Raw genomic sequence first — 24,408 nt, forward strand, 5'->3', positions numbered from 1 at the left:
AATGGAGATATTCGCGGCCGCGCGGATCGTTGACAAACGATTTGTCGTCATATAATGCGTGAGCAAAACTCACACATAACGGCCCATCATGTTCGATCGGCTTCCACCGCTGCAAACCCTGCGCGCGTTCGAAGCGACTGCGCGACTACTGAGCATGACGCTGGCCGCCGAGGAACTGCACGTGACCCACGGCGCAGTGAGCCGGCACATCAAGACGCTCGAGAATCATCTCGGTGTTCCGCTGTTCCGCCGCCTCACGCGCCGGATCATCCTGACCGATGCGGGAACCGAGTTTCACTTTGCTGTAGCTCGACTACTGGGCGAGCTGACGAGGGAAGCCGAGAGCCTGCGCGGACACGACAGCCTCGCAAGCATGACGATCAGTACCAGCGTTTCGTTCGCGACCAAGTGGCTGGCGCCGCGCCTTCATCGTTTCAAGGCGATTCATCCGGAACTCGATGTGCATCTCGACGTGATCGATCGCAATGTCGATCTGGACGATGGGCAGGTCGACGCAGCCGTGCGTTACGGCGGGGGTCGCTATCCTCGCGTGCAGTCCGAACGGATTCTCGAAGAAACTGTGACGCCGGTTTGTAGCCCCAGCTACCGCGAAGAAGTCGGCGGGCTGACGACTCCGGCTGATCTCACACGTTGCACGCTGCTGCATGAAGACCGGATGTTGGCCAATTGGGAACAGTGGTTCGCCTACGCAGACGTGGACAGGAACCGCAGAGGTCGAGGTCCCGCATACAGTCACGGAAGCATGGCCATCGAGGCAGCCATTCGTGGCGAAGGCGTAGCTCTCGGACGCAGCGCCCTGGTAGGCGATGACATCGTGGCTGGACGCCTCGTCGCGCCGTTTCCCGACATTCGCCTGAAAGTCGAGCGCGGCTATGATCTGGTCTATCGCGTCGGCAATCGCGATCATCCCAAGGTCTGCGCGCTACGCGACTGGTTAGCAGCCGAAGTGCGGCGATTTCTGGCAGACACGAGATGAATGCTGGCTTCGGCCAGGAGCGGCAGCGTGGGCTATGGCGCCAATCCCGGTGCGTCGTAATCGAGGGGTCGAGCTGCAGCGAGAGTTGGAGGCGGATGTGGCAAGCGAGGACCGCAACGAAACGGCGGAGCCAGCGATGGTGCCGCCAGTCGCAAACCCGGGGATCATACGGCCGCCTTTTGTCTACCTGAGTGCAATCGCCCTTGGCGTGTTGCTGCATTTCGCATGGCCAGTGCAGCTTGTGCCTCATACAGTGAGCGGGCCACTCGGGGGCAGCGCGGTGCTTGTCGCCGTCGTGCTGTTTCTCTGGGTCGTGCGCACGCTTCGGGCCGCTGACACCCCCGTGCCGGGAAATCGGCCCACCACCGCTATCGTCAGCAAGGGGCCCTTTCGATACAGCCGCAATCCCATCTACCTGGCTTTTTCGCTGCTCCAGTTAGGCATTGCGTTCTCGGTCAACAGTCTTTGGCTACTGCTCACCCTCGTGCCGGCGGTGGCGCTGATGTCACTCGTGGTCATCCCGCGGGAAGAGCGCTATCTGGAAAGCCGCTTTCCGTCGGAATACCTGGCCTACAAGGCGTCTGTGCGTCGCTGGCTGTGAACGCTTTCTGGAAAAAAGTTTCCAGACTAGCGATAGTTCACGAAGTTAATAATGTCGTTGAGGAACCACGGCAGTATCAGTTGCGTGTCGGAATAGCTGGTGCCGACGGTGAGTCGCGGTGGTCTCGCAGCGGCGTCGGGAGCGTGCAGTAGGTAGGCGTTCGTATCGGGCGCCGCCTGAGGACTCGCGGGCGGCGAGGTCGACGTGCAGCCGGCAGCGAAAACGAGAAATGCTGCGAAGCAAAGAGACTTCATGAGCGGGTGAACTCCGGCGACGTTTCCTCCATTATGGCCGAACTGAGTCGAGTACCTGCGACGAGCCGCGCCCGCTTCACAACGCCAGCACCGTCACACCCACTTCCATCCGATGCGCGCCGCCGCCGAGAATCGTCCCGCGCAGCAACGACACATCGCTGTAATCGCGCCCGATCGCGAGCGTCACATGATCGAGATCGGCGAGCACGTCATTGGTCGGATCGAGATCGATCCAGCCGCTGGCCGGACAATGCACCGACACCCACGCGTGCGAAGCATCCGCGCCAATCAGACGCGGATGGCCGGGCGGCGGATCGTTGCGCAGATAGCCGCTGACGTAGCGCGCGGGCAAACCGAGCGAGCGCAGGCAGCCGATCATCACCTGCGCGAAATCCTGGCACACCCCGCTCTTCAGCTCGAATGCGCGTTCGGCCGGCGTATCGAACAGCGTCGCCGACGGCTTGTACGCGAAGTCCTCGTGAATGCGATGCATCAGATCGATCGCGCCGGCGACGAGCGGCCGGCCCGGCGTGAAGCTCGGCAACGCATACGCGCGCAGCGACGGCCGCAGTGCAATATTCGGCGACGCGAAGCAATACTCCGCCTCGGGACGGAACGCGCCGCCCACGCGAAACCGCAGCGCCTCGGCCACCGTCTCCCAGGGCGGGGTCGCCGCGGCGTCGAGGTTGGTCCAGCGCGGCGTCAGCGCGACCGTGGTCTCGCTGACGAGCTGCAGACGCTCGTGCGGTGTATCGAGCGCGAAGTACAGCACGTCGTTGCCGAACGCATCGATGCGGTTATGCCGATACGACGGCTCCGGCTCGATTCGCTCGCTGCGCGAGATCACGTGCTGCCACGGACACGCGAGCGGCCGGATCGTCGCCAGATGCTGCGCGGTTTCGACATACGTCGAGTAATGGTAGGTAGTGCGATGAGAAACGGACAGCACCGTCGATGCGTGCTTCATACCCACACCTGCGAGGCGACCGTGGTCGCGTGACTGAAATAGCGCGCGCTGATCTCATGCGCGGCCGCATTGGCGAAGCCGCCGATCTGATCGCACAGCGCAATCAGCTTGCCATACGAGCCATGTTCGTCGACCTCGCACAGCGATCCGAGCGACGGCAGCATCTCCACCGGCGGCAGCAGCTCCGCGAACGGCCGATGCCGAACGCTGGCCGCCGCGACGGCGATCTCGCCGAGCTTGTTGCGCAGCCGTTCGTACACGCCATAAATGCCGCGCGGATTGTGCGGTTCGATCACCAGCAGATCGAGCAGCGCGGGCACTTCGAAACGCCCCGGGTACAGCGAGCGATACGTGAGCGTGCTGTCGAACATTTGCAGCAGCAGATCGAAGCCGGCCGGCGTCGCGAGCTGGCCGTTCGCGGCGACGCCGCGCATGAACGCGGCCATCGTCGCGACGCGTTCGATATGACGCCCGACGAACAGCAGCCGCCATGCTTCATCGCGCGTCATGCGGTCGCCCTGCGCGCCGCTGATCGCCGATAGCTGCACCGACAGATGTTCGAGCGCGTTCGCGAGCGTCACGCGATCGTAGCGATCGAACGCACTGCCGCTGCTCGCGGCACCCGCGCCGCCGTTGCCCGCGCCCACGGCAGGCAGCAACACCTGCAACGCGTCCTGAAAGTCGTTGCGCGCCGCGAGGATCATGCGCCAATGATCATTCGACAACCGCCCGCGCACCTCGCCGTTCGCGCGCGCCTGGCAGTTGAGGTTCTGGCTGATGCTGACACTGCCCGCGCTCTCGCCGAGATTCGCGACGAGCGCGCGCTCGAAGGTCTGCGGCGAGGCCGGCCCGTGCGGCGACGCCAGGTCGCCAGGCTGCACGAGGCCGCACCATGTCGCGAGTTCGACCAGCGTCGCGAACATCGCGTCGGCGTCGTTGCCTTCGAGCGAGCCGAGAATCAGCCGCAGCAGCCGCACGTTGTTTTCCGCACGCTCCCCATAGCGGCCCGCCCAGAACAGGTTCTCCGCGGCGCGGCTCGATACCGTGCGATGCTTGCGCGTGAGGTCGGCGGGCTGCATCGGCGAAGGCAGCAGCGTGAACGTAGAGCTGGGCTGGCTCGACAGCACCCATGTATCGACGCTGCTGCCGCCATGCTGCATGGATACCGTGGTCTGACGCTCGGCGGCCATGCGCGTGAAGCCGCCCGGCATCACGTGCCAGCCGCCGTTGACGTCGGCGATCGCATACACGCGCAGCACCGACGGCCGCCCGCCGATCGTGCCCTCCTCGTAGCGCGGCGTGCAGGAAAAGCGCTGCTCCTGCTGGATCGTGAACGCGTCGGGCCACGCGTCGATGCGCTCGCGCCATGCCGCGAGCGGCTGTCCGCCCCCCTCGATGCCGGGCGGCGCATCGCGTCCCGCCAGCGGCCAGGTCGGCACGACGAACGCGTCGTCGAGGTGGGCAAACGCATGCTCGCGCGCCGCCTGTTCGCCGCACCACCAGGTCGGCACGCCGGGCAGCAGCAGTTCTTCGCCGAGCAACGCTTCGGCGATACCGGGCATGAAACCGTGCAGCGCCGGCGACTCGGTGAACCCCGAGCCCGGCACGTTCGACACGATCACGTTGCCCGCGCGCATCACCTGCAACAGCCCCGGCACGCCGATCGTCGAGTCGGCGCGCAGCTCGACCGGGTCGCAGAATGCGTCGTCGAGACGACGCAGCACGACGTGCACGCGTTCGAGGCCTGCCAGCGTCTTCAGATAGAGCCGGTCGCCGCGCACGGTGAGATCCTTGCCTTCGACCAGCGTGACGCCGAGATAGCGCGCCAGAAACACATGCTCGAAATAGGTCTCGCTGTACGGCCCCGGCGTGAGCAGCGCGATATGCGGTGAAGCGTCGGCGCTTTCCTCGTCGCGCATCGTCGCTTGCGCGGCCTGCACGAGCGTCGCGATCAGTTGCGAATAGAGCGGCGCGAGCCGGCTCACACGCAGCGAGCGGAACGGCTCGGCGAGCAGCGTCGAGACGATCAGGCGGTTTTCGAGCGCGTAGCCGAGACCGGACGGCGCCTCGGTGCGATGCGCGATCACACTCCACTCGCCGCCCGGCGTGCGCGCGAGATCGAGCGCGACGACCTGCAGATACTGGCCACCGGCCGGCGTGAAGCCCTTCACCGACCGCAGATAGCCCGGATGCCCGAACACCAGCGCGGGCGGCAGTTGCCCATGTTCGAGCAGCGTCTGCGGCCCGTAGATATCGGCGACGATCGCGTTGAGTAGATGCGCGCGCTGCGCGACGCCGCGCTCGAGCTGCGCCCACTCGGCCTCGCTGATCAGGAACGGCAGCAGGTCGAGCGCCCAGGGTCGCGACTTGCCGTTGTCCGCGTAGACGTTGTAGCTGATGTCGTTGTCGCGGATCTGCCGAGCGATCGACGCATGATGGTCCGCGAGCCGCGCTACGCCGTCCTCGTCGAGCAGCGCGAAAAACTGCCGCCACGGCTCGCGCAGCGCGCCCGACGCGTCGCGCAGCTCGTCCCAATGTCCGTCATGACCCGGCAGCAACCGCAACAGGGACGAAGCGTCCGCCGGCATCGCGGACGCTTCGAAGGGCAAGGTCGATTGAAAGGCCAAGGTCGTGTGGTGTCAGCGATGCGTGTTGTTCAACTGTGGCGCAGATCGAGCGTGAACGGAAACTCGAGGCTGCGTTGCGGTCGGCCCACGGCGAGCGGCCCCGGCGTATGACCCGACGCGAAGAAACGCGCGCGTCGCCGGCTTTCCGCCTCGTAGGCGTTGACCGGGAAGGTCTGATAGTTGCGTCCGCCCGGATGAGCGACATGATACTGACATCCGCCGAGCGAGCGGCCGCTCCAGGTGTCGACGAGGTCGAACGTGAGCGGCGCGTGTACGCCGATCGTCGGATGCAGCGCCGACGCTTGCGACCACGCGCGAAAACGCACGCCGGCCACGTACTCGCTGACACGGCCGGTCGGTTGCAGCGGCACCGGCACGCCGTTGACGCTGAGCACGTGACGATTGCCGTTCAACCCGAGCGCGCGCACTTCGAGCCGCTCGACCGACGAATCAACATAGCGCACCGTGCCGCCGGCGGAGCCCTCCTCGCCCATTACGTGCCACGGTTCGAGCGCGTTGCGGATCGTCAGATCGATGCCGCTCAGCGTCATCTCGCCGACGAGCGGAAAGCGGAATTCGAAATGCGGCGCGAACCATGCGCTATCGAACGCGAAGCCCGCTTCGCCGAGTTCGGCGAGCACGTCGTCGAAATCCATCTTCACGAAGGTGCCGAGCAGGAAGCGGTCGTGCAGCTCGGTACCCCAGCGGGTGAGCCGCTGCGTGTACGGGATGCGCCAGAATCGCGCGACGAGGGCGCGCAGCAGCAATTGCTGCACCAGACTCATGCGCGCGTGCGGCGGCATTTCGAAGCCGCGCAGCTCCAGCAGACCGAGGCGCCCGGCGGGTCCGTCGGGCGAATACAGCTTGTCGATGCAGAACTCGGCGCGGTGTGTGTTGCCGGTCACGTCGATCAGGATGTTGCGCAGCGCGCGATCGATCATCCACGGCGGCAGGTGGCTGCTGTCGCGGCCGCCGAGCAGATCGACCTGCCGTTGCAACTCGGCGAACGCGATTTCGAGTTCGTAGAGCTGGTCGTTGCGCGCTTCGTCGACGCGCGGTGCCTGGCTCGTCGGTCCGATGAACAACCCCGAAAACAGATACGACAGCGACGGATGGTTGTGCCAGTACGCGATCAGGCTGGCGAGTAGATCGGGCCGGCGCAGGAACGGACTGTCGGCCGGCGTCGCGCCGCCAAGCACGAAGTGATTGCCGCCGCCGGTGCCGGTGTGGCGCCCGTCGAGCATGAACTTCTCGCTGCTCAGATAGCTGTGCGCGGCCGACTGATACAGGTACTCGGTGTGATCGACGAGCTCGTCCCAGTTCGCGGCAGGATGAATGTTGACTTCGATCACGCCGGGGTCGGGCGTCACCTGCAGCACTTTCAGACGCGGATCGCGCGGCGGCGGATAGCCTTCGAGCACGATCTGCATCTTCAGCTCCGCGGCCGTCGCTTCGACCGCGGCAAGCAGGTCGAGATAGTCGTCGAGCTCGGTTAGCGGCGGCATGAAGACGTGCAGCAGCGTGCGGCCGCTGCCGAACGCATCGGCTTCGGCTTTCGGACCGGCCGCCCGCTTCGGGTCGCGCGCCTCGACGCACACCGCGGTGCGCAACGTGTCCTTCGACGATTCGCCACGCGCCGGTGGCGATTCGCCATGACGCGGCGGCGCATACGCGAGCACGCCGCCTTGCGGCATGCCGCTCAGCAGATCGGCCGCCGACAGCGACAGCGCGGCCGCCTGCCGCGCGCTGGCCTGTTCCTCGGCGATCTGCCGGCTCTCGCGCCCGCCTTCGTACTGCACGCGCAACTGCGCAGCCGTGCGCAACGGCTGCGGCGGCGCGAACGGATCGTGCGCGTGCTGATACGGATAGTCGGTCTTCGACACCCAAGGCAGCGAATCGAGCGGCAGCCGGTAGCCCATCGGTGAATCGCCGGGGATCAGATACATGCGTTCGTCGCGGAAGAACCAGCGTCCCGTGATCCACTGCGGCGCGATGCCCGGCGCGCCGCGCTCGCGGCCGATCGGCAGCACGTAGCCGGCCGGACTCGCGAGCCCGGCGTCGAACACGCGCCGCAGCCGCACGCGTTCGAGCTCGTCGTCGAGGCGCGCGTCGAACGGATCGACGTTGACCGGCAGGCGACGCTCGCGCCACAGGTAGTACCAGGTGTCCTCGTAGCCGGGCTGGATGCAGTCCGCGTCGAGCGACAGCTTCGCCGCCAGATGCGCGATGAAGCGTTGCGCGTCGCCGGCCGTGTAGCGGCCCGGCTCGCGTTCATCGGCGAACAGGGCCGGGTTGTGCCAGCATGGCTCGCCGTCGGCGCGCCAGTACAGCGACATCGCCCAGCGCGGCAGTTGCTCGCCCGGATACCACTTGCCCTGGCCGATATGCAGGAAGCCGTTCGCGCCGTAGCGTTCGCGCAGCCGGTCCATCAGCGCGACCGCGTAGCCGCGCTTGGTGGGTCCAAGCGCGTCGGTGTTCCATTCGGCCGCGTCGCGATCACGCACCGACACGAAGGTCGGCTCGCCGCCCATCGTCAGTCGCACATCCATGTCGGCGAGTTCATAGTCGACCCGCGCGCCCATCTTCAGCACGTCGTGCCAAGCGGCTTCGCTGTACGGCTTCGTGACGCGCGGCGACTCCAGCACGCGTTCGATCGACATCGAGTGTCCGAACTCGACCTCGCATTCGTCGACCGCGCCCGAGATCGGCGCCGCGCTGCCCGGCTCCGGCGTGCAGGCAACCGGAATATGGCCTTCGCCCGCGAGCAGCCCCGAGGTCGGATCGAGCCCGATCCAGCCCGCGCCCGGCAGATAGACCTCGCACCACGCGTGCAGGTCGGTGAAGTCGACCGCGGTGCCGCTCGGGCCGTCGATCGATTTGACGTCGGGCGCGAGCTGCAGCAGATAGCCGGACACGAAACGCGCCGCGAAGCCAAGTTGCCGCAGCGTCTCGACGAGCAGCCAGCCCGTATCGCGGCACGAGCCCGATGCGTTGACTAGGGTTTCCTCGGGCGACTGCACGCCCGGCTCCATCCGGATCAGATAGCGGATCTCGCGTTGCAGCCGCTGGTTCAGCGCCACCAGGAAGTTCGCGGTGCCGGCCGGCGTGCGGTCGATGCTCGCGACGAACTCGGCGAAGCGCGGGGTCATCGGCCGCTTCACGCAGTAGGGCGCGAGTTCGGCTGCGAGTTCCGACGCGTAGTCGAACGGAAACTGCTCGGCCGATGGTTCGAGGAAGAAGTCGAACGGGTTGTAGACGGCCATCTCGGCGACCAGATCGACGCTCACCTTGAACTCGCGCGTCTGCTCGGGAAACACGAGCCGCGCCTGATAGTTGGCGAACGCGTCCTGCTGCCAGTTGATGAAGTGCCTCGCGGGTTCGACGCGCATCGAGTACGACAGGATCGGCGTACGGCAATGCGGCGCGGGCCGCAGCCTCACGACGTGGGGCGACAGCGTAACCAGTCTGTCGTAGCGGTAATGAGTAACGTGATGCAACGCGACGCGTATGGACACTCCGGACTCCTCGACGAAAGGTGCAGCCCGCCAAAAAAGCAAGCTTTATGCCGTTGCTGGACAAACCCCCGTGAATCGCTTTGTGTTGCCTGAATTGCGTGTGCGTTTTCCGTATCTGTCGTCTTGCCGTTGGGCTGCGTCGGACCGTGCACCAAAGCGGCGCAGCACCGATGCACGATCATGACCGTACTGTGCGTTAAAGCGGTGACATCTGGCAATCGCGGCATGAAGATTGCGATCGTTCGTCACCGCAACCGACATCGCACTGATCACCAGGCCGGCCCAATGAAAACCTTCCACTGCAATCGCTGCGCGCAACTGCTGTTCTATGAGAATGTCCACTGCGAGCGCTGCGAGTCGCTGCTCGGCTATCTGCCCGAACTGCGCGAAATCAGCGCGTTCGAAGACGCCGGCGACGGCCGCTGGCGCAGCCTGCATCCGGAGGCCAACGGCGCGCTGTTCCGGCAATGCCACAACTACGCGGTCGAAAACGTCTGCAACTGGATGATCCCCGCCGATTCGCCCGACACGCTGTGCCGCGCCTGTCAGTTGACTCGCACGATTCCGAACCTGAGCGAACCGGAAAACCGGCTCTACTGGTATCGGCTCGAAGTCGCGAAACGGCGTCTGCTGTACACGCTAGGCGAGCTTGGCCTCGATGTGCAATCGCGCGACGCGGACCCCGAGCGCGGTCTCGCCTTCGAATTTCTCGCCGACGGCGGCGATGGCGAGCCGGTGATGACCGGTCACGACAACGGGCTGATCACGCTGAACATCGCCGAGGCCGATGACGCACATCGCGAGAAAGTGCGCACCGCGATGGGCGAGCCGTACCGCACGCTGCTCGGCCACTTCCGCCACGAGACCGGCCACTACTTCTTCAGCCAGCTGATCGAAAACGAGCCGCGCTGGCTCGAACCGTTTCGCAAGCTGTTCGGCGACGAGCAGGCCGACTACGGCGAAGCGCTGAGCGCCTACTATCGCGACGGCGCGCCGGCCGACTGGCAGGCGTCGTACATCAGCGCGTACGCAACGATGCATCCGTGGGAAGACTGGGCGGAGACGTGGGCGCACTACCTTCTGATCGTCGATGTGCTCGATACCTCGACGTCGTACGGACTCGCGCTGCTGCCCGACGATCCGAGCGAGCCGACTCTGACCGACCGCACTCCGGTCGAGGATGCGAGCTTCGGCAATCTGATGAAGCGCTGGTTTCCACTCACGTATGCACTGAATAGCCTGAACCGCAGTCTCGGCATGCCCGACGGCTATCCGTTCACGCTCGCGGCCCCGGTGGTCGACAAGCTGCGCTTCGTGCATCGCGTGATCACGGCGGCGGGCGGCAAGCGCGACCAGCGAGGCGACCGCGAGCACATGAGCGCATGAAAGCGCCCACTGCCGGATCACCCGGCAGCGGGCTTTCATCACACGATCAGCGCTTCAGTACGCCACATAAGGCCCCTTCCCACCCGGCGTCGACTGCTGCTCGATCGCCGCATAGACGTTGCGGCCATAGAAGAACGGCAGCCCCCAATCGAACACCGTCGACGTGACGAACGCCGGTCCCGCGAGCAGCGGCAATGCCGAGTCGCCGCTATACGTCTGCGCGATCGACGTCGCATTGCCGATGCTGAACGTCACCGCGCTCGTCGTGCCGTTCACGCCTTCGATCATCGCGCTCAACTGCTGCGTCGAGCTCGGGCAGTAATACGCGCTGTTCGGACTCGCGCAGGCCGGCATCAAGGTGGTCTGGAAGAAGAGTCCCGTCGAGCCGCTGTCCATAATGCTGCGCGTATACGTGGTGCCGTTCTGCACCGTCGTGAACGTGCCGTTCGACGGACTCACGCCGATCACCTGCGCCGCGCCGAGCGCATTGTTGCTCTGCGTGCCGATGCCGAACACGAGCTGCCCCGACACCGATCGCGCGCCGCCCGACACGGTCGGCAGACTGAGCATCGAGCCGTTGTTGTCGGTCGCGAAGTACGGCACCGGATTGGCGACCTGATACGTCTCCGCGAGCGGAATCGACGTGCAGCTCGCGCCGCTGCAACCGTAGTAGGTAGCGGGAATCGCCTGCTGCGCGCATTTCGCGCCACAGTCGTTCTTGAACACGCCGATGCCGAGAATGCCGTTGGCCTGCAAGGTGGCCGGCGTATTGCGCGGCGCGCCGACGGCCGCGCAATCGCCCGGCAGCGATGCGTAGCCCGGATCGATCACCTGGATCGGCAGCGACGCGGCTTTCTCGCCGGCGATCTGCACATCGGCGAGCTTCACTGCGCCCCACGTATAGCCGTCGAAGAACTGCATGCATTCGGCGACGAGATTGCCCGCGCCGTCCTTCTGCTGCGGCAGGCTCATCGACGCGGGCAGTTGCGACGCGAACACGCGCACGCCCCATGAGCCGGTATCGACGAGCACGTGATCGATCGTCTGGCAGTTGCTCGTGCCGGGCGCGCAGATCGTGATGCTGACGAACGGCATGTTCGGCACGTTGCTGATGCCCGAGTCGACCGTCACGCGCACCGCGTTGGCGGCCAGCACCTGCGGCGACGGCGACGTATTGGTCACGGTCGAGCCCGATGAACCGGGCGAGCCGCCGGACGTGCTCGAATTGGCCGTGGTGCTCGCGCTGCCGCCGCCACCGCCCCCGCCGCCGCACGCGCTCAACAGCAGCGCCAGAACCATGACGGGCGTCGCGCCCAGCCGAGTCATCCACGAAGACCTGGATCGCATGATTCGCTCCGTTATTGAATGACGCTGACGTCGACGCCGGCGGGCACCGCCTGCGGCAGATACGCGTAGCCGGTGAAGGCGCGCAGATGGCCGCTCGAGAACACCACGAGATCGCTGTTCGACACCGCGAGCGGCACGCCGCGACGCGTCGCGCTGGCGGCGACGTAGGCGTCGAACGATGCACCGAGCATCGCCTTCAGATCGGGCAGCGTCGGGCCATCCCATGCGACGCCGAACACGATGCCGTTGGCCGCCACGAATTCGCGCACCTGGGTGCCGGACGGCAGCGTCAGCGCGTGCACCGAATAGGCGCCCTGCGCGCTGGCCGCATGAGCGACTGCGCGCAGGCGCGTCTGATCGCCGTCGACGGTGCTGGCGTTCTGGCCGAGCGTCGCGTGCGCGGCGAACGGCAACGCGCAGCATGCCCCGAGCACCGCGCAGGCAATGCGGGTAAGAAGCTTCGGATTCAAGAGATTTCCTTCGAGGTGAAAACGCGAAACCAGGGGCGCACACCTGATCGGCCAGGCCGGGTTGCCTTCACGCCGGTCGGGCTGCGTGAATGCGTCTACGGAAAGGCGGGGCGAAACTTTAAGTCAGAGGAATCGCACGCGGCAATCGTTTGCTATGCGATTTGAACTTTTGGAGGTTCCGGGATCGTTCGACTACCTTCGATCCGTGCGGACAAAGTCTTTTGGCGACAATGCTTTGGTTTTCTTCTGATATTTAGAAGCAGCAGGCTGTGGAAATTTCGGCCGTCGCGTGTAAATGCTGTGAATGAGGGCAGCGCTTTTTTATCGATGTAAGCGTCTGCCGAATAACGGGGCAAAAAAATCGCGGAGGGCTTGACGGCCCCCGCGACATAGATCATTCGGAACTCGCGGCGTGCGCTACTTCTTTTGCTGCTGAAGAAGCGACTTCAGTTCCTGCACATTCTCCTCCACGCGTTTCGCGATCACCGCATACGACTCCGCCTGCGTCTGATACGCGGCTTGCGCGAGTTGCTGCATATCGGCGAGCGATTTGTGCAGGCTCTGCTGGATCAGCTCCGCGGTTTTGCTCGACGGCGCGGCGCCGGCCGCGGTGAGTTGCGCAGTCAGCGACTGCAGTTCGCCCAGCGTGCTGCGCAGCATCTCGGCCTGTTTCTGCGCGAGCGACTGCATCCCCTGGAATGCTGTCTGATTCGCCTGAACCAGCGCTTCCATGTCCTTGCGGCGTGCTTCCATGATGGCGGGTACGTCGAAGCCGGGGAGCTTGAACTGTTCCAGCATTTTGGCCAGATCGCCAAACGGATTGGCTGCATCGGGTCGGTCCATGCGAAATCCTCCTTGCGGTTGAAGACTCATCGCCTCTGCGCCGCCCGCACCAGGCGCGACGCCGATGCCGGCGGCTGCGTGTGCCGCGCCTGCCGCCACAGCGAGACGCTTTTGGGGGTCGCACGGCACATCGCAGCAATCATGCGCTATCCGGCTGCGTTGCGCCAGCGGCGCTCACCCTGACGCGCATTCGTGGACGCTGACGTGCATCGCGTCGAAGTTCGCGGCGCGCGCTTCGCGCATGCGAGCGCAATCGAGCGGTCGGTGCGTTGCCGCCTCTCGCCGATGGGTGGAAGCGCTCCCGCAGCTGCCCCGCTCCGTGCGGCTTTGCGCGACTTCGTTGCCTGTCCCACATTGGCGCTTCACTGGCGCTTTCCATCTTCGGTCAGGTGATTACGATAGGAGCTCCGCAACATCAGGACAGGGTGAAGGAATGCGCTATCCAATGGACATGGCCATTGCCGCCGCCTTGCTCGTGTTCGTGCTGTGCTGCATCGTCAAGCTCGCTTTGAACTGATCGGCGGCTGGATCTCCGCGCCTTCTCTCTTCGCCATCCCCTCCCCGCCGTTTCGTGTCGCGCTTCGCTGCGGCTGCCCGCGCTTCGCGCCTTCATGTCGCCGTGACATCGCTCGAAATAATTGTTGAATGGAGTTAGGCGGCCCGCGCGCCCATACTTCGTTCGCTGCCGGTGCGTGACGAATCACAGACGCATGAGATCGAAAGGCTTCACGTGCGAATCCCTTCGCCGATGATCGACGATCCCACGGTTGCCCGATCATCGGCGCTGGACTCGAACCAACTGGCACCGCGTGCCGACGACAGGATCATCATGTTGACTTCAGTGAACTTCATCAAAAAGAACGCCGCCCGTTTCACCTGCATGGCACTCGTGTGCGGCAGCGCGCTGCTGAGCGGCTGCGCCGGCGCCAGCGTCGCGAGTCTGAGCGCGACGAGCACGTCCGCGACGGCCGACGCAGGCACGCAGTCGACGATGCATCCGGGCACGATCTACGTGTACACGTTCGATGCCGATCCGCAGCAGGTCAAGCTCGATCACAGCGGCCTGCTGCAGAAACTGAAGACGCAGATGTCGGGTTCGACGGACGCGCAGAAGCAGGTTGCCGATGCCGCCCAGGTGCGCGAGCAGGTCGCCGACGAGATCGTCCATCAGCTGCAGGCGATGGGTCTGCACGCGGTGCGCACCGACGCGCCGGTGCCCGCCGGCCAGAACGTGCTGCTCGTGCAAGGCAGATTCGAGACGATCGACGCCGGCAATCGCCGCCGCCGTACGCTGATCGGCCTCGGCGCCGGCAAGAGCGAGGTGAGCAGCGCGGTGCAGATCGTCTACCAACCCGCGGTGGGCGCGCCGCGCGTCGTGCAGAGCTTCACGGCCAACGCGGACAGCGGCAAGATGCCGGGCATGGTCGAAACCGCCGGGGTCGGCGCGGCGGCCGGCACCGTCGCGACCGCGGCAGCGGCCGGTGCGGGCCTGCACGGCGTGACTGAAACGAAGCGCGCGGGCGTGTCGGACGATGCCAAGCGACTCGCCGATGCGGTCGCGAAACAGATCGCGCAGTTCGGCGTCGAAGCCGGCTGGATGCAGACCGCGCGGAAAAGCTGAGCGGTTGAGCGCGGCGGGCTGCGCGCCCGGCTGAAAAGCGCGGCGGCGCGGAGAGATGTCCGCGCCGCCGCGTTTTTTTGTCGACGCGAGCGCCGTCGTTAACCGCGCCACAGCCGTCGCAACAATGCGAGCAGCGTGGCGGGCGCGGTGCCCTTCTGGCAATAGCCGTCGAAATTGTGGCGCTCGCGGCCGGTTTCCCTCACGTGATCTTCGTCCAGCGACGTGAACGCGACGATGCCGAGGCTGTGCGTCGGCAGATAGCGGCGCAGCGCGCTCGCCGTTTCATAGCCGTCGCGCTCCGGCATCATGATGTCGAGTACGACGACGTCGGGAACCCAGTTGCGCACGCAGCGCAGCGCCGCCGTGCAGCCGGTCGCGGCGCGCGCCTCGACGCCCTCGTAGGACAGCCAGGTGGCAAGTGCTTCGGCGGCGCTCTCGTTGTCGTCGACGACGAGCACGCGCGGCACGTCGTGCAATAACTGGACCTCTCGGGCGCTCCATCTCTGGCAGGTAGTCGAATTTCGTGACATGTATGGCGGCCTGCGATTAAACCTTTGGGCGGGTAGCAAACGCTGTACCGTCCTCGCGGAGCCGTCAAACCGCGCATCACGGAGTCATGACGCCATCGGAAACACCCACTTTTGCCATCTGTTCTGTAAATCGTTGCAGTTCTTCAATAGGAACGATTCGCATTTGAACGATAATCCGGCCGGACCTTTCGTTCCTTGCGCGGACCGGACCCAAGGTGCGCCGCGTACGTTCCTGTGGTCGATCAGCACCGACTTCCGATCGTCAGACGCACAGTCGGTCGCAGGTGCCAGGAGACTCGCAGGCATGACAAAAACGCTGCCAGGTTTTCGGGCCTGGCAGCGTTTTAGCATTTACGCGCGAATTGAACGGCGTGGCGCCGCCCCGCGTCACTCGACCGGCGGTTCGCCTTCGGGTTTCTTTTTCGGCCGCTGCGCATCAGCGGCGCGCTGCGGCAGCTTGCTCTTTTCGTTATCGCTGTGCTTGACGGGCTGGGGATGATTGAACTGTTCGTCGACGACTTTCATGGTGTGCCTCCGTGCCAACGCAACACAACACAACTCTCAACTCAACACAAACAACACAACGCTCATGAATGTTCGGCGGACCGCTCGGTCTCGCCCGTGCCTGCGACTGCGGCCGGCGCATCGGCTACCGCGCCCATCGTCACCAGCACGCTGCACGTCACGCGGTCGAGCAGCAGCCCGTCGTGCCGGCCGCCCCACCATCGCGCGAGTCCGTGACTGCGACGATGACCGACGACGACCAGATCGGCCTTCAGGTCGTTAGCGAAAAACGGAATCTCATCGAGTGGTTCACCGATCGCGAGATGACCGGTCGCGCGAATTCCGCGGGCGGCGAGTTTCTGCAAGCCCTCGTTGAGCAGCGCTTTGGCGGATTCGTTGATGAAATCGACCGGCACTGCGGACGTGATGTCCGCGCCCTGCATCCACGCCGTATTGTTGAGCACGGAAAGCAGGTGCACTTCCGCGTTCAGATCTTGCGCGAGAGCGGCACCGTCCTTCAACGCGTGTTGTCCTTCGCGTGTTCCGTCGTAACAGAGAAGAATGCGCTTGAAGCTCGACATGAGAACCTCCTTGCGCCGCGCGGCAAGTCGTCAATTAATTATATGTCAGTGGCCACCGAATCCCTGCCCTGGAATAGCGAAATGCGCCGGAACCGTTCGCGCTCGCGTTCCTCGTTGAAGATCGACAGCGAGGGTTTGACGAGATCGTGGCGTGACACGATCCCGATCAGCCGATAAGTGGATGTATCGGCGACGACCGGCACGCGATCGAGAGAACGCGCGGCCAGACGCGCGGCGACGTGCCGGCAGGTCTCTTCCGGCAACGCGATGTCGAGCCGCTCGCTCGCGAAGTTCGCATCGCTCGCGCACAACTCTCCGACCGTCGCCGTCGCGCGACCCTCGTCGAGCGCCGCGCTCAGCATCCCCCGATCCGCCATGCCGACGAGCCGCCCCGCCTGCACCACCGGGTACGCGCGATGAATCTGCGTCGAGCCGAAGTACTGTGCGAGCGCGTCGGCGACGCTGAGGCTCGAATCGATCGTCTTTACCGTGCGCGTCATCACTTCATCCACGTGATGACGTTCGAGCGGATCGATGCCGTACTCGCGATAGATGTGGTATCCGCGTCGCGCGATCTTCTCCGTCAGAATCGAGCGGCGCATGAACAGCACCGTGAAGCCGTACGACACCGCGGCGGCGGTCAACAGCGGCAGCAATGCATTCGCGTCGTGCGTCAGTTCGAACGCGAACACGACGGCCATGATCGGTGCGCGCATCATGCCGCCGAGCGCCGCCGCCATGAACACCAGCGGCCAGACCGCGGGGTCGCCGCCCGGCATCGCCGGACCGAGCACCGCGCCGACGCCCGCGCCCATCATCAGCAATGGCGCGAGCACGCCGCCGGACGTGCCCGAGGCCAGCGCGATCACCCAGATCACCGCCTTGACCAGCACGATCGCCAGCACGACCTTCACGGTGAGGTGATGCATCAATAGATCGCCGATCACGTCGTAACCGACACCCAGCGTGCGCGGCTGAAAATAGCCGCCGATGCCGACCGCGATGCCGCCGAGCGCGGGCCACCACATCCAGTGAAACGGCAGCCGCGCGAACGCGTCCTCGACCTTGTAGAGCAGCGTCGACAATCCCCACGACAGCGCGCCGCCGATCAGCCCCGCGAGCGCGCACGACGCAAGCCCGAGCGCGCCGAGCGGCAAGGTCTGCAGCGGAAACAGCGGACCGCTGGCCAGAAATAGCGGCCGCGAAAAACCCGCCACCGCGCACGACACCGCAACCGGCAGCAGACTACGCGGCCGCAATTCGAAGAGCAGCAACTCGACCGCGAGCAACACGGCGGCGACCGGTGTGCCGAACACCGCGGTCATGCCGGCGACCGCACCCGCGACCAGCAGCGTTTTGCGCTCGCTGCTCGACAGATGGAAGAACTGCGCGATCAACGACCCGAGCGCGCCGCCCGTCATGATGATCGGCCCTTCGGCGCCGAACGGTCCGCCGCTGCCGATCGCGATCGCCGACGCCAATGGCTTCAGCACGGCGACCTTCGGCGACATTTTGCTCTTGCCGAACAGGATCGCTTCGATCGCTTCGGGAATACCGTGCCCGCGAATCTGCTCCGATCCGAAGCGCGCCATGAGCCCGACGATCAGACCGCCGACCACCGGCACGACGATCACCCATAGCCCTAGCGTATGACTGCGCGGCGAGCGGTCCGCGATCGACAGCGTCTGAAAGAAGAACAGGTTGGTGAAAAAGCGGATCAGGTGCAGCAGGAAGTCCGCGGCTAAGGTGCTCAGCAAACCGACCACGGCGGCAATCACCGTGATTCGCAGAAGCCGGGTATCGGTGGCGAAGTCGCCTCTTGACGCGTGGGTCTGCACTGCCGCTCCTCATGGTCGGATCGAGATATGGAATGGGTGTGCCGTCGTCACAGCATCGCGCGCGCATTAGCCGTACCTGAACGCATGCGCTTGTTCGGCGCGGCGATCAGGAACGCCGCGGGCTATGACTCCGGCCACAGAAAGAAAACATGAGCAGCGTTTGCCGCGGGATCGACTGGCAAACCATGGCTGTGCGACCGAGGGGTCCATGCCTCGTGCGGCGAACCGTTCGGCCATTTCACGAGCACCACCGCTCCACTGGACAACTGGTCGACAACGGTGCCGCCATACACGCCGATCACTTTGCTTCGCACCCCGGTGTCGCGCGACGCGGCACATGGGTCGCGCATCGGCTGCTGGTATCGTCTGGTTTCCTGCGCAGGCGAGAACGCATGGGCAAGCGGGACGGCGCAAACCGAAATAACGAGGATTGCCAAGCGTCGACGCGACGTCAATCGTTTCATCGCGATTCCCTCGACGAACTACAGCCCCCAGATGATGTCCGCGTCCGAGTCGCGCGCCGCACGCATCATGTCCAGAAACGGCCATGCGCGCTGCGACAGCCGGTTGCGCGACTCGCGCTGATTACTCGTTGAACAGTGCAATGCTTCGAGCGTCGTTTCCGCGGCCGCATCTTCGGTGATGGCGGCTTCGAGACGATCGATCGCGCGGACCAGCTCGTCGTGGCTGATGACGCCCCGCTCGCCGAGCCGCTTGCCGATCAGGCCTAGCAGATATTGCGCGAGATCCCTCAGCATGACGACGTCCGGCGATGCCGTCGATTGAAATGTGATCATCATGATGGCTCCCTTATCGGTCTATCAGGCAACCGGCGAACGAGTGCTGCCAATCGGTCACCATCATTTTATATCACAACGTGATAAACAAGAACGTGCGGCTTGGCGATTTGAGGCCAGGCTGAAGGACGTCGGCCCGCGCTCGACTGTCTGCGATATCCGACAGATTTCGCGTGTCGCGCGGGGGCTGGAGAACTTTTTATATCATATTGAAATATAATCATGACCAGACTGTATTCGCGTTGCCAGGGTTTCCCCGGTAATGTCGGGCCCGGCATCATCGACTACTTTCCGCTCCTATCTTGTCCCGCTCTCCTGCTCTCGGCTGGCTTGCCAGCTTTCTCCCCGCACCGGTCACCGTGAAGTGGCACGAGCGTGCGCGTTCGTGCCTCGGCGCACTGCTCGGCATCGCGTTCACCGGCGGTCTGATGTATCTGCTGCTCGGCCCCACCGCCAACATTCCGCTGCTGGTCGCGCCGATGGGCGCCTCCGCAGTGCTGCTGTTCGCGGTGCCCGCGAGCCCGCTCGCGCAGCCGTGGTCGATCATCGGCGGCAACCTCGTGTCCGCGACGGTCGGCGTGACCTGCGCGATGCTGATCGGCGATCCGACACTCGCGGCCGCCCTCGCGGTGGCGCTGTCGATCTCCGGCATGTTCGCGCTGCGCTGCGTGCACCCGCCGTCGGGCGCGGTCGCGTTGACCGCGGTGCTGGGCGGCCCGGTCATTCATGCGCTCGGCTACCGCTTCGTGCTCGAACCGATCGCGATCCAGTCGGCCGCGCTGCTGTTCGCGGCGCTCGTCTATCACGCGGCAACCGGCCATCGCTATCCGCATGCGGGACGCCAGGACCGCGCGACGCCGAACCAGGCCGCCGACGAAGCCGCGCGTGTCGGCTTCACCCGCGACGACGTCAAGGCCGTGCTGCGACGCCGTGACGAAATGCTCGACATCGGCACCGACGACCTCTATTCGCTGCTGCGCGAAACGCAGCTGCAGGCTTTCTCACGCAGCTTCGACGAACTGCGCTGCGAAGACGTGATGTCGCGCCATGTCGTGTCGGTGTCGCCGGGCACGCGCGCCGCCGCCGCATGGGAGCTGTTCAGGCGCCACAACGTGAAGGCGCTGCCGGTCGTCGATGTGAAGCAAAAGCTGCTCGGCATCGTCACGCGCGCCGATTTCGTCGACAGGAAAAAGTTCGGCGCGCTCGGTCCGATCCTGAACTACTTCGACGGCTGGCTGCGCGGCGATGCGCTTCGCACGTCGAACGTCGGCAGCTTGATGACCACCGACGTGTGCGCCGTCGCCGCCTCCGATCCGATCACGGAACTCGTGCCGATGTTCGCGAACTACGGACACCACCACGTACCGGTGCTCGATCGCGCGGGGCGCGTGGTCGGCATGATCACGCAGGTGGACCTGATCTCCGGCCTGTATCGGCAGACCGCCACCCAAGCCCGCGAGGCGGCCTGATTTTCAGTTAAAAGAGCAAGGAGACCTGCCGTGCGATGCCGTTGCCACGGCCGCAATCCACTCAAATACATCATGCCGTGATATATTTTCGGCTTTTCTTCTCAACGGTGGATATCTCATGAAAGTACGGACTCGCAAGCTCGTCAAGAGCGATTTCGAGCAGTTGTCGGAGTTTCGCTACCAGATGCGGCGCTTCGAGCGCTTCTCGGAGCAGGCCGCGCAGAACGAGGGCATCACGCCGTTGCAATACCTGTTGTTGCTGCATATCAAGGGCTATCCCGAGCGCGACTGGGCGACCGTCGGCGAACTCGCGGAGCGTCTGCAGGCGCAACATCACGGCGTCGTCGCACTGGTATCGCGCTGCGAGGCACTGAGTCTCGTGCGCCGCCAGGTCAGCGAAACCGATCGTCGCCAGGTTGAAGTACACATCGAAAAAGCGGGAGAACGGGTACTCGAGCGGCTCGCGGAACTGCATCGCGCCGAATTGAGATCGCTCGAAGGCTCCTTTCAGATTCCTCAGATCGACCTCGACTAACCATGAGCATGGATTCCCACAAACGCGACTTCGCGGCAAATGCACGGCTGCCCGGCATTTTCGCGCTCGCCGCGTGCATCGGCCTCGTCAGTACGTTTGCCGCTTTCGTTCTGCTGAACCTGATTCGCCTGTTCACCAACCTGTTTTTCTTCGGCACGCTGTCGTTCGTCGACCGCTCGCCCGCCACCAATACGCTCGGCATCTGGGTGATCGGCGTGCCGGTGATCGGCGGCTTGATCGTCGGACTGATGGCGCGCTTCGGCTCCGAAAAAATTCGCGGCCATGGCATTCCCGAGGCGATCGAAGCGATCCTGTTCGGCAAGAGCAAGATGTCGCCGAAAGTGGCCGTGCTCAAGCCGTTGTCGTCGGGCATCGTGATCGGCAGCGGCGGGCCGTTCGGCGCGGAAGGCCCGATCATCATGACCGGGGGCGCGCTCGGCTCGCTGATCGCGCAATGCGTGAAGGTCACGTCGGCGGAACGTAAGACGCTGCTGGTGGCCGGCGCCGCGGCCGGCATGACCGCAGTGTTCGGCACGCCGCTCGCGGCCGTGCTGCTCGCGGTCGAGCTGCTGCTGTTCGAGTGGCGCCCTCGCAGCTTCCTGCCGGTCGCGGTGGCCTGCGCGGTCGCCGGCTTCGCGCGCGCGATTTTCTTCGGTACAGGTCCGCTGTTTCCGCTGCAGACCGCCGCGCCCGATGGCTGGTCGCTGCTGTCGTGCGCGGTCGCGGGCGTGTTGTCGGGCGCGCTGGCGTCCGGCCTGTCCGCCGCGCTCTACAAAGTGGAAGACCTGTTCGGCAAGCTGCCGATCCACTGGATGTGGTGGCCCGCGCTCGGCGGCATCGTCGTCGGCATTGGCGGCTGGCTCGAACCGCGCGCGCTCGGCGTCGGTTACGACGTGATCGGCGATTTGCTGCATCAGCACATCGCGGTGCAGGTCGCGCTTTTGCTGCTGACCGTGAAGGCGGTGATGTGGGTCATCGCGCTCGGCTCGGGCACGTCCGGCGGCGTGCTCGCGCCGCTGCTGATGCTCGGCGCCGGACTCGGCACGGTACTCGCGCACTGGCTGCCGGGCAGCGAGCCGGCGCTGTGGCCGCTCGTCTGCATGGCCGCGACGCTTGGCGCCACGCTCGGCGCGCCGCTGACGGCCATCGTGTTCGCGTTCGGCCTCACGCACGACGCCAACGCGCTGCTGCCTCTGCTGACGGCAACGCTGATCGCGCACGGCTTCTCCACGGTGGTGATGCGGCGCTCGATCATGACCGAGAAAATCGCGCGACGCGGATATCACATCTATCGCGAGTACGGCGTCGATCCGCTCGAGCGCCACTATGTCGACGAAGTGATGACCGCCTCGGTCGAATCGGTCGATGCAGCCACGACGGTCGGCGCAACGCTGCAAACGCTATTCGGCGCGAACCAGCTGCGCCGCGCGTATCCGGTGGTGCGCGACGGCGCCGTGATCGGCGTGGCCGACCGCCTGTCGCTCGAACGCTTCTGCGCCGAGGACCCGGAGCGCAAGCGCGCGATGACGCTCGCCGACGTGTTCGCGCAGCACAACACCGCCTTTGCGTTGTCATCCGAAACCTGCCGGCTCGTGGCGACGCGGCTCGCCGTGCTGGGCCTCGAACGCCTGCCGGTGGTCGCCGATGGCAACAGCATGCGTCTGATCGGAATCGTGTCGCGCAGCGATCTGGTCAAGCCGTCGCTCGCTCACTTCGAAGAGGAACACAAACGCGAGCGGTTCCGTCGGATCGGGCCGTCGCTCGGCAAGCGGCGCTTTGCGCCGGTTCGTAAAGCCAGCTGAAAGACCGCGGCAATAGTCGAAGGCCGAGTCCCGTGAGGGCCTCGGCCTTTTTATTCGCACATGCAGCTATTTGCCCGCGCCGCGCGACTCGACGCAACCCAGCACGAGCGTGTCGCCCGATTTCGCGCCGGGACCCAGCGCCGCGGTGTGGAAGTCCGCGTGGTCGCAATGCCATTCGGCGCGGAAGTCGCGTGGGCATGCCAGCGTCGTGCCGCCTTTGTGCAGGCCGGGCAGCGGGTAGTCGCAAGTTTCCCGTCCGTTGCAATGACGCTCGAGTTCGCGAGTCAGGTTGCCGCGCGGCGCGCCGCAATTCTCGCCATAGGTGCCCGATACGATCGTGATCGCGCGCATGGGCGCGTCAGCGTTGGCGGACACGATGAATACGCCGCTTGCTAACGCTAGCGCGGCAAGAAGGATTCCACAGAGGAAAACCCGTCCGCGCCGTGAAGTTTCCATCGGCTTCTTCACTTTTCACCTCCGTTGCCGCTATAGGCGACGCTGAACAGAACCGCGCCGCCTATAGCCAGGTATAGAGGAAAGAGCCAAACACTGCCACGCAGAAACCGATTCCTGCATGCAGTCGCGGCAAAAGCCGTTATTCGAGCGCCTTGTCGTTCGGCTGCGCGCACAGTTGCTTCAGCGAATCGCTCATCGGAAAGTCGAAGCTGATGTTCTTCGGCGGCGCCGGCTTGACGAACCAACGGTCGTACATCGTGTGGATTTCGGGTCCTTTCATCACCTGTTCGAGCGTGTCGTCGACGAGCTTTCTGAACTTGGGATCGTCGCGGCGCAACATGAAGCCATACGCTTCCGACGATTGCGGCGTGCCGGTGATGATCCAGTCCGACGGCTTGGCGGTCAGCGTGCGCGTGCCGGCCAGCAACACGTCATCCATCATGTACGCGACGGCACGGCCGCTTTCGAGCGTGAGGCGCTCCGTCCTGGCGGCTTGACTGCAGACGACCTTCATAGAATAGCTCGCTTACCAGCTGGCCAATATGCTCGTCCATGCGATGCTGTGTGGTCAGCATGCCCTTGTGACTCTTCGGCAATTGTTCGAAGAGATCCTGGAAGACATTGCGTTTGAGGAGATTTTCGACCTCGTTCCCTCGTTCATCGGCCGGCGATAACCGATCGACTCGTCCAGCGCATCGGTTGTGATCGCCCACCATAACGACTCTGCGCGCCACCGCCGCGGGATCAGTAACTCGGCGCCAAACGCCTTTTCGTCGATGATGGCCAGCCTTCTCGTGGACTCGTAGACGACTATTTCGGACATGTAGTGTCCTGATGCTAGTAAATACCTCCGGTTGTTGAGCGAATGCAAACGCAAACGATTGCGGAGCATCTCACCGCTTCTCCGATAGCAGACCTCGCTATCGCGAAGACGTCTTTGCTCATACAATCGGCCCCGATCCACAACGAACTCCTACAAAGCGCACTGATCGCTTCTGCAGCACATGCGCGCCATAGAGGAACGTGTTTATCTCATCGAGGCATCCATCCAGACGTTCATGAAGAAATCCGCGCTCTGCAGGAAGATCGCCGAGATCCCTGGTATTGGCCCGATTACCGCCACGGCCGTTGTCGCCGCGGTCGGCGATGCCAGGCAGTTTCGCAACGGCCGGCATCTGTCCGCCTGGCTCGGCCTCGTGCCTCGACAGTATTCGTCTGGCGGCAAGCCTCGCCTGCACGGCATCAGCCGACGCGGCGACACATACCTG

At 64.8% G+C, this 24,408-nt stretch carries 21 protein-coding genes and 2 pseudogenes; 8 read left to right on the plus strand and 15 right to left on the minus strand.

Annotated elements, in window-relative coordinates:
- Positions 1 to 88 precede the first annotated feature (88 nt).
- Together gcvA and ACLFKU_RS29185 are read left to right on the plus strand one after the other, a co-directional pair.
- Entirely contained in the window at positions 89 to 997 is a 909-nt protein-coding gene (gcvA, locus tag ACLFKU_RS29180) for a transcriptional regulator GcvA (RefSeq protein WP_368582251.1), read from the plus strand.
- A gap of 34 nt (positions 998 to 1,031) precedes the next feature.
- Positions 1,032 to 1,598, plus strand: coding sequence for a methyltransferase family protein (locus ACLFKU_RS29185; protein WP_410851380.1), 567 nt, complete (start codon positions 1,032 to 1,034; stop codon positions 1,596 to 1,598).
- Positions 1,599 to 1,624: 26 nt separating this feature from the next.
- Here ACLFKU_RS29185 and ACLFKU_RS29190 read toward each other — a convergent pair whose 3' ends face one another.
- From ACLFKU_RS29190 to ACLFKU_RS29205, 4 genes are all read right to left on the minus strand, one after another.
- Positions 1,625 to 1,852: a hypothetical protein gene (locus ACLFKU_RS29190; protein WP_410851381.1), complete on the minus strand. Its 228-nt coding sequence runs from the start codon at positions 1,850 to 1,852 to the stop codon at positions 1,625 to 1,627.
- 76 nt (positions 1,853 to 1,928) lie between these two features.
- The gene (locus ACLFKU_RS29195) at positions 1,929 to 2,819 is read right to left on the minus strand and encodes a transglutaminase N-terminal domain-containing protein (RefSeq protein ID WP_368582248.1); all 891 of its coding nucleotides are present in this window, start codon (positions 2,817 to 2,819) and stop codon (positions 1,929 to 1,931) included.
- Entirely contained in the window at positions 2,816 to 5,407 is a 2,592-nt protein-coding gene (locus ACLFKU_RS29200) for a circularly permuted type 2 ATP-grasp protein (protein ID WP_368582247.1), read from the minus strand. Before ACLFKU_RS29200 ends, ACLFKU_RS29195 begins: the two co-directional genes overlap by 4 nt.
- Before the next feature lie 68 nt (positions 5,408 to 5,475).
- A complete protein-coding gene (locus ACLFKU_RS29205; protein ID WP_410851382.1) occupies positions 5,476 to 8,961 on the minus strand; it encodes a DUF2126 domain-containing protein in 3,486 nt (1,161 codons plus the stop codon).
- 285 nt (positions 8,962 to 9,246) lie between these two features.
- Between ACLFKU_RS29205 and ACLFKU_RS29210 the strand changes: the two genes are divergently transcribed.
- Positions 9,247 to 10,347: a putative zinc-binding metallopeptidase gene (locus ACLFKU_RS29210; RefSeq protein ID WP_410851383.1), complete on the plus strand. Its 1,101-nt coding sequence runs from the start codon at positions 9,247 to 9,249 to the stop codon at positions 10,345 to 10,347.
- Positions 10,348 to 10,401: 54 nt separating this feature from the next.
- Here ACLFKU_RS29210 and ACLFKU_RS29215 read toward each other — a convergent pair whose 3' ends face one another.
- The 3 genes from ACLFKU_RS29215 to phaP form a co-directional block, all read right to left on the minus strand.
- On the minus strand, positions 10,402 to 11,694 hold the full coding sequence (locus tag ACLFKU_RS29215) for a DUF3443 domain-containing protein (protein WP_410851384.1): 1,293 nt from the start codon (positions 11,692 to 11,694) through the stop codon (positions 10,402 to 10,404).
- An 11-nt stretch (positions 11,695 to 11,705) separates the two neighbouring features.
- Positions 11,706 to 12,164, minus strand: a complete 459-nt coding sequence (locus tag ACLFKU_RS29220; RefSeq protein ID WP_410851385.1) for a DUF2844 domain-containing protein — start codon at positions 12,162 to 12,164, stop codon at positions 11,706 to 11,708.
- A 417-nt stretch (positions 12,165 to 12,581) separates the two neighbouring features.
- The gene (gene phaP / locus ACLFKU_RS29225; protein WP_410851386.1) at positions 12,582 to 13,007 is read right to left on the minus strand and encodes a TIGR01841 family phasin; all 426 of its coding nucleotides are present in this window, start codon (positions 13,005 to 13,007) and stop codon (positions 12,582 to 12,584) included.
- 829 nt (positions 13,008 to 13,836) lie between these two features.
- Here phaP and ACLFKU_RS29230 point away from each other — a divergent pair.
- Entirely contained in the window at positions 13,837 to 14,628 is a 792-nt protein-coding gene (locus tag ACLFKU_RS29230; protein WP_410851387.1) for a DUF4410 domain-containing protein, read from the plus strand.
- A 98-nt stretch (positions 14,629 to 14,726) separates the two neighbouring features.
- On the opposite strand, the gene ACLFKU_RS29235 is transcribed toward ACLFKU_RS29230, so the two are convergent.
- The 5 genes from ACLFKU_RS29235 to ACLFKU_RS29255 all read right to left on the minus strand — a co-directional run bounded on the left by ACLFKU_RS29235 (position 14,727) and on the right by ACLFKU_RS29255 (position 18,881).
- Positions 14,727 to 15,158: a response regulator gene (locus tag ACLFKU_RS29235; protein WP_368582240.1), complete on the minus strand. Its 432-nt coding sequence runs from the start codon at positions 15,156 to 15,158 to the stop codon at positions 14,727 to 14,729.
- 387 nt (positions 15,159 to 15,545) lie between these two features.
- The gene (locus ACLFKU_RS29240; RefSeq protein WP_013092287.1) at positions 15,546 to 15,683 is read right to left on the minus strand and encodes a hypothetical protein; all 138 of its coding nucleotides are present in this window, start codon (positions 15,681 to 15,683) and stop codon (positions 15,546 to 15,548) included.
- Between the two features lie 62 nt (positions 15,684 to 15,745).
- Complete coding sequence (locus tag ACLFKU_RS29245) at positions 15,746 to 16,243, minus strand: universal stress protein (protein WP_410851388.1); 498 nt, start codon at positions 16,241 to 16,243, stop codon at positions 15,746 to 15,748.
- Positions 16,244 to 16,281: 38 nt separating this feature from the next.
- Positions 16,282 to 18,081 (minus strand): chloride channel protein, encoded by a 1,800-nt coding sequence (locus ACLFKU_RS29250; protein WP_410851389.1) that lies wholly within the window; start codon positions 18,079 to 18,081, stop codon positions 16,282 to 16,284.
- 482 nt (positions 18,082 to 18,563) lie between these two features.
- On the minus strand, positions 18,564 to 18,881 hold the full coding sequence (locus tag ACLFKU_RS29255; protein WP_368582237.1) for a DUF1840 domain-containing protein: 318 nt from the start codon (positions 18,879 to 18,881) through the stop codon (positions 18,564 to 18,566).
- Positions 18,882 to 19,180: 299 nt separating this feature from the next.
- Between ACLFKU_RS29255 and ACLFKU_RS29260 the strand changes: the two genes are divergently transcribed.
- From ACLFKU_RS29260 to ACLFKU_RS29270, 3 genes are all read left to right on the plus strand, one after another.
- Complete coding sequence (locus ACLFKU_RS29260) at positions 19,181 to 20,347, plus strand: HPP family protein (RefSeq protein WP_410851390.1); 1,167 nt, start codon at positions 19,181 to 19,183, stop codon at positions 20,345 to 20,347.
- A gap of 118 nt (positions 20,348 to 20,465) precedes the next feature.
- Positions 20,466 to 20,882: a MarR family winged helix-turn-helix transcriptional regulator gene (locus tag ACLFKU_RS29265; RefSeq protein WP_176106657.1), complete on the plus strand. Its 417-nt coding sequence runs from the start codon at positions 20,466 to 20,468 to the stop codon at positions 20,880 to 20,882.
- A 2-nt stretch (positions 20,883 to 20,884) separates the two neighbouring features.
- Positions 20,885 to 22,684, plus strand: coding sequence for a chloride channel protein (locus tag ACLFKU_RS29270; RefSeq protein ID WP_410851391.1), 1,800 nt, complete (start codon positions 20,885 to 20,887; stop codon positions 22,682 to 22,684).
- Positions 22,685 to 22,750: 66 nt separating this feature from the next.
- Here the strand turns inward: ACLFKU_RS29270 and ACLFKU_RS29275 are convergent, their stop codons facing one another.
- The 3 genes and pseudogenes from ACLFKU_RS29275 to ACLFKU_RS29285 form a co-directional block, all read right to left on the minus strand.
- Complete coding sequence (locus ACLFKU_RS29275) at positions 22,751 to 23,059, minus strand: hypothetical protein (protein WP_410851392.1); 309 nt, start codon at positions 23,057 to 23,059, stop codon at positions 22,751 to 22,753.
- A gap of 220 nt (positions 23,060 to 23,279) precedes the next feature.
- A pseudogene (locus ACLFKU_RS29280) lies at positions 23,280 to 23,621 on the minus strand (amino acid ABC transporter substrate-binding protein); the annotation flags it as partial.
- Positions 23,572 to 23,856, minus strand: a complete 285-nt coding sequence (locus ACLFKU_RS29285; RefSeq protein WP_410851393.1) for an AAA domain-containing protein — start codon at positions 23,854 to 23,856, stop codon at positions 23,572 to 23,574. The gene ACLFKU_RS29285 and the pseudogene ACLFKU_RS29280, both read right to left, overlap by 50 nt.
- Positions 23,857 to 24,222: 366 nt before the next feature.
- Between ACLFKU_RS29285 and ACLFKU_RS29290 the strand changes: the two are divergent.
- A pseudogene (locus ACLFKU_RS29290) lies at positions 24,223 to 24,408 on the plus strand (transposase); the annotation flags it as partial.

Source organism: Paraburkholderia sp. EG304 (assembly GCF_046543485.1).
GTDB classification, from domain to species: domain Bacteria; phylum Pseudomonadota; class Gammaproteobacteria; order Burkholderiales; family Burkholderiaceae; genus Paraburkholderia; species Paraburkholderia youngii.

Excerpts from the sequence above, each read along its gene's own strand:
- gcvA (WP_368582251.1), top strand. The coding sequence starts at position 89 with ATGTTCGATCGGCTTCCACCGCTGCAAACCCTGCGCGCGTTCGAAGCG.
- ACLFKU_RS29185 (WP_410851380.1), top strand. The coding sequence starts at position 1,032 with ATGGCGCCAATCCCGGTGCGTCGTAATCGAGGGGTCGAGCTGCAGCGA.
- ACLFKU_RS29190 (WP_410851381.1), bottom strand. The coding sequence starts at position 1,852 with ATGAAGTCTCTTTGCTTCGCAGCATTTCTCGTTTTCGCTGCCGGCTGC.
- ACLFKU_RS29195 (WP_368582248.1), bottom strand. The coding sequence starts at position 2,819 with ATGAAGCACGCATCGACGGTGCTGTCCGTTTCTCATCGCACTACCTAC.
- ACLFKU_RS29200 (WP_368582247.1), bottom strand. The coding sequence starts at position 5,407 with ATGCCGGCGGACGCTTCGTCCCTGTTGCGGTTGCTGCCGGGTCATGAC.
- ACLFKU_RS29210 (WP_410851383.1), top strand. The coding sequence starts at position 9,247 with ATGAAAACCTTCCACTGCAATCGCTGCGCGCAACTGCTGTTCTATGAG.
- ACLFKU_RS29215 (WP_410851384.1), bottom strand. The coding sequence starts at position 11,694 with ATGCGATCCAGGTCTTCGTGGATGACTCGGCTGGGCGCGACGCCCGTC.
- phaP (WP_410851386.1), bottom strand. The coding sequence starts at position 13,007 with ATGGACCGACCCGATGCAGCCAATCCGTTTGGCGATCTGGCCAAAATG.
- ACLFKU_RS29230 (WP_410851387.1), top strand. The coding sequence starts at position 13,837 with ATGTTGACTTCAGTGAACTTCATCAAAAAGAACGCCGCCCGTTTCACC.
- ACLFKU_RS29235 (WP_368582240.1), bottom strand. The coding sequence starts at position 15,158 with ATGTCACGAAATTCGACTACCTGCCAGAGATGGAGCGCCCGAGAGGTC.
- ACLFKU_RS29240 (WP_013092287.1), bottom strand. The coding sequence starts at position 15,683 with ATGAAAGTCGTCGACGAACAGTTCAATCATCCCCAGCCCGTCAAGCAC.
- ACLFKU_RS29245 (WP_410851388.1), bottom strand. The coding sequence starts at position 16,243 with ATGTCGAGCTTCAAGCGCATTCTTCTCTGTTACGACGGAACACGCGAA.
- ACLFKU_RS29255 (WP_368582237.1), bottom strand. The coding sequence starts at position 18,881 with ATGATGATCACATTTCAATCGACGGCATCGCCGGACGTCGTCATGCTG.
- ACLFKU_RS29265 (WP_176106657.1), top strand. The coding sequence starts at position 20,466 with ATGAAAGTACGGACTCGCAAGCTCGTCAAGAGCGATTTCGAGCAGTTG.
- ACLFKU_RS29270 (WP_410851391.1), top strand. The coding sequence starts at position 20,885 with ATGAGCATGGATTCCCACAAACGCGACTTCGCGGCAAATGCACGGCTG.
- ACLFKU_RS29285 (WP_410851393.1), bottom strand. The coding sequence starts at position 23,856 with ATGGTGGGCGATCACAACCGATGCGCTGGACGAGTCGATCGGTTATCG.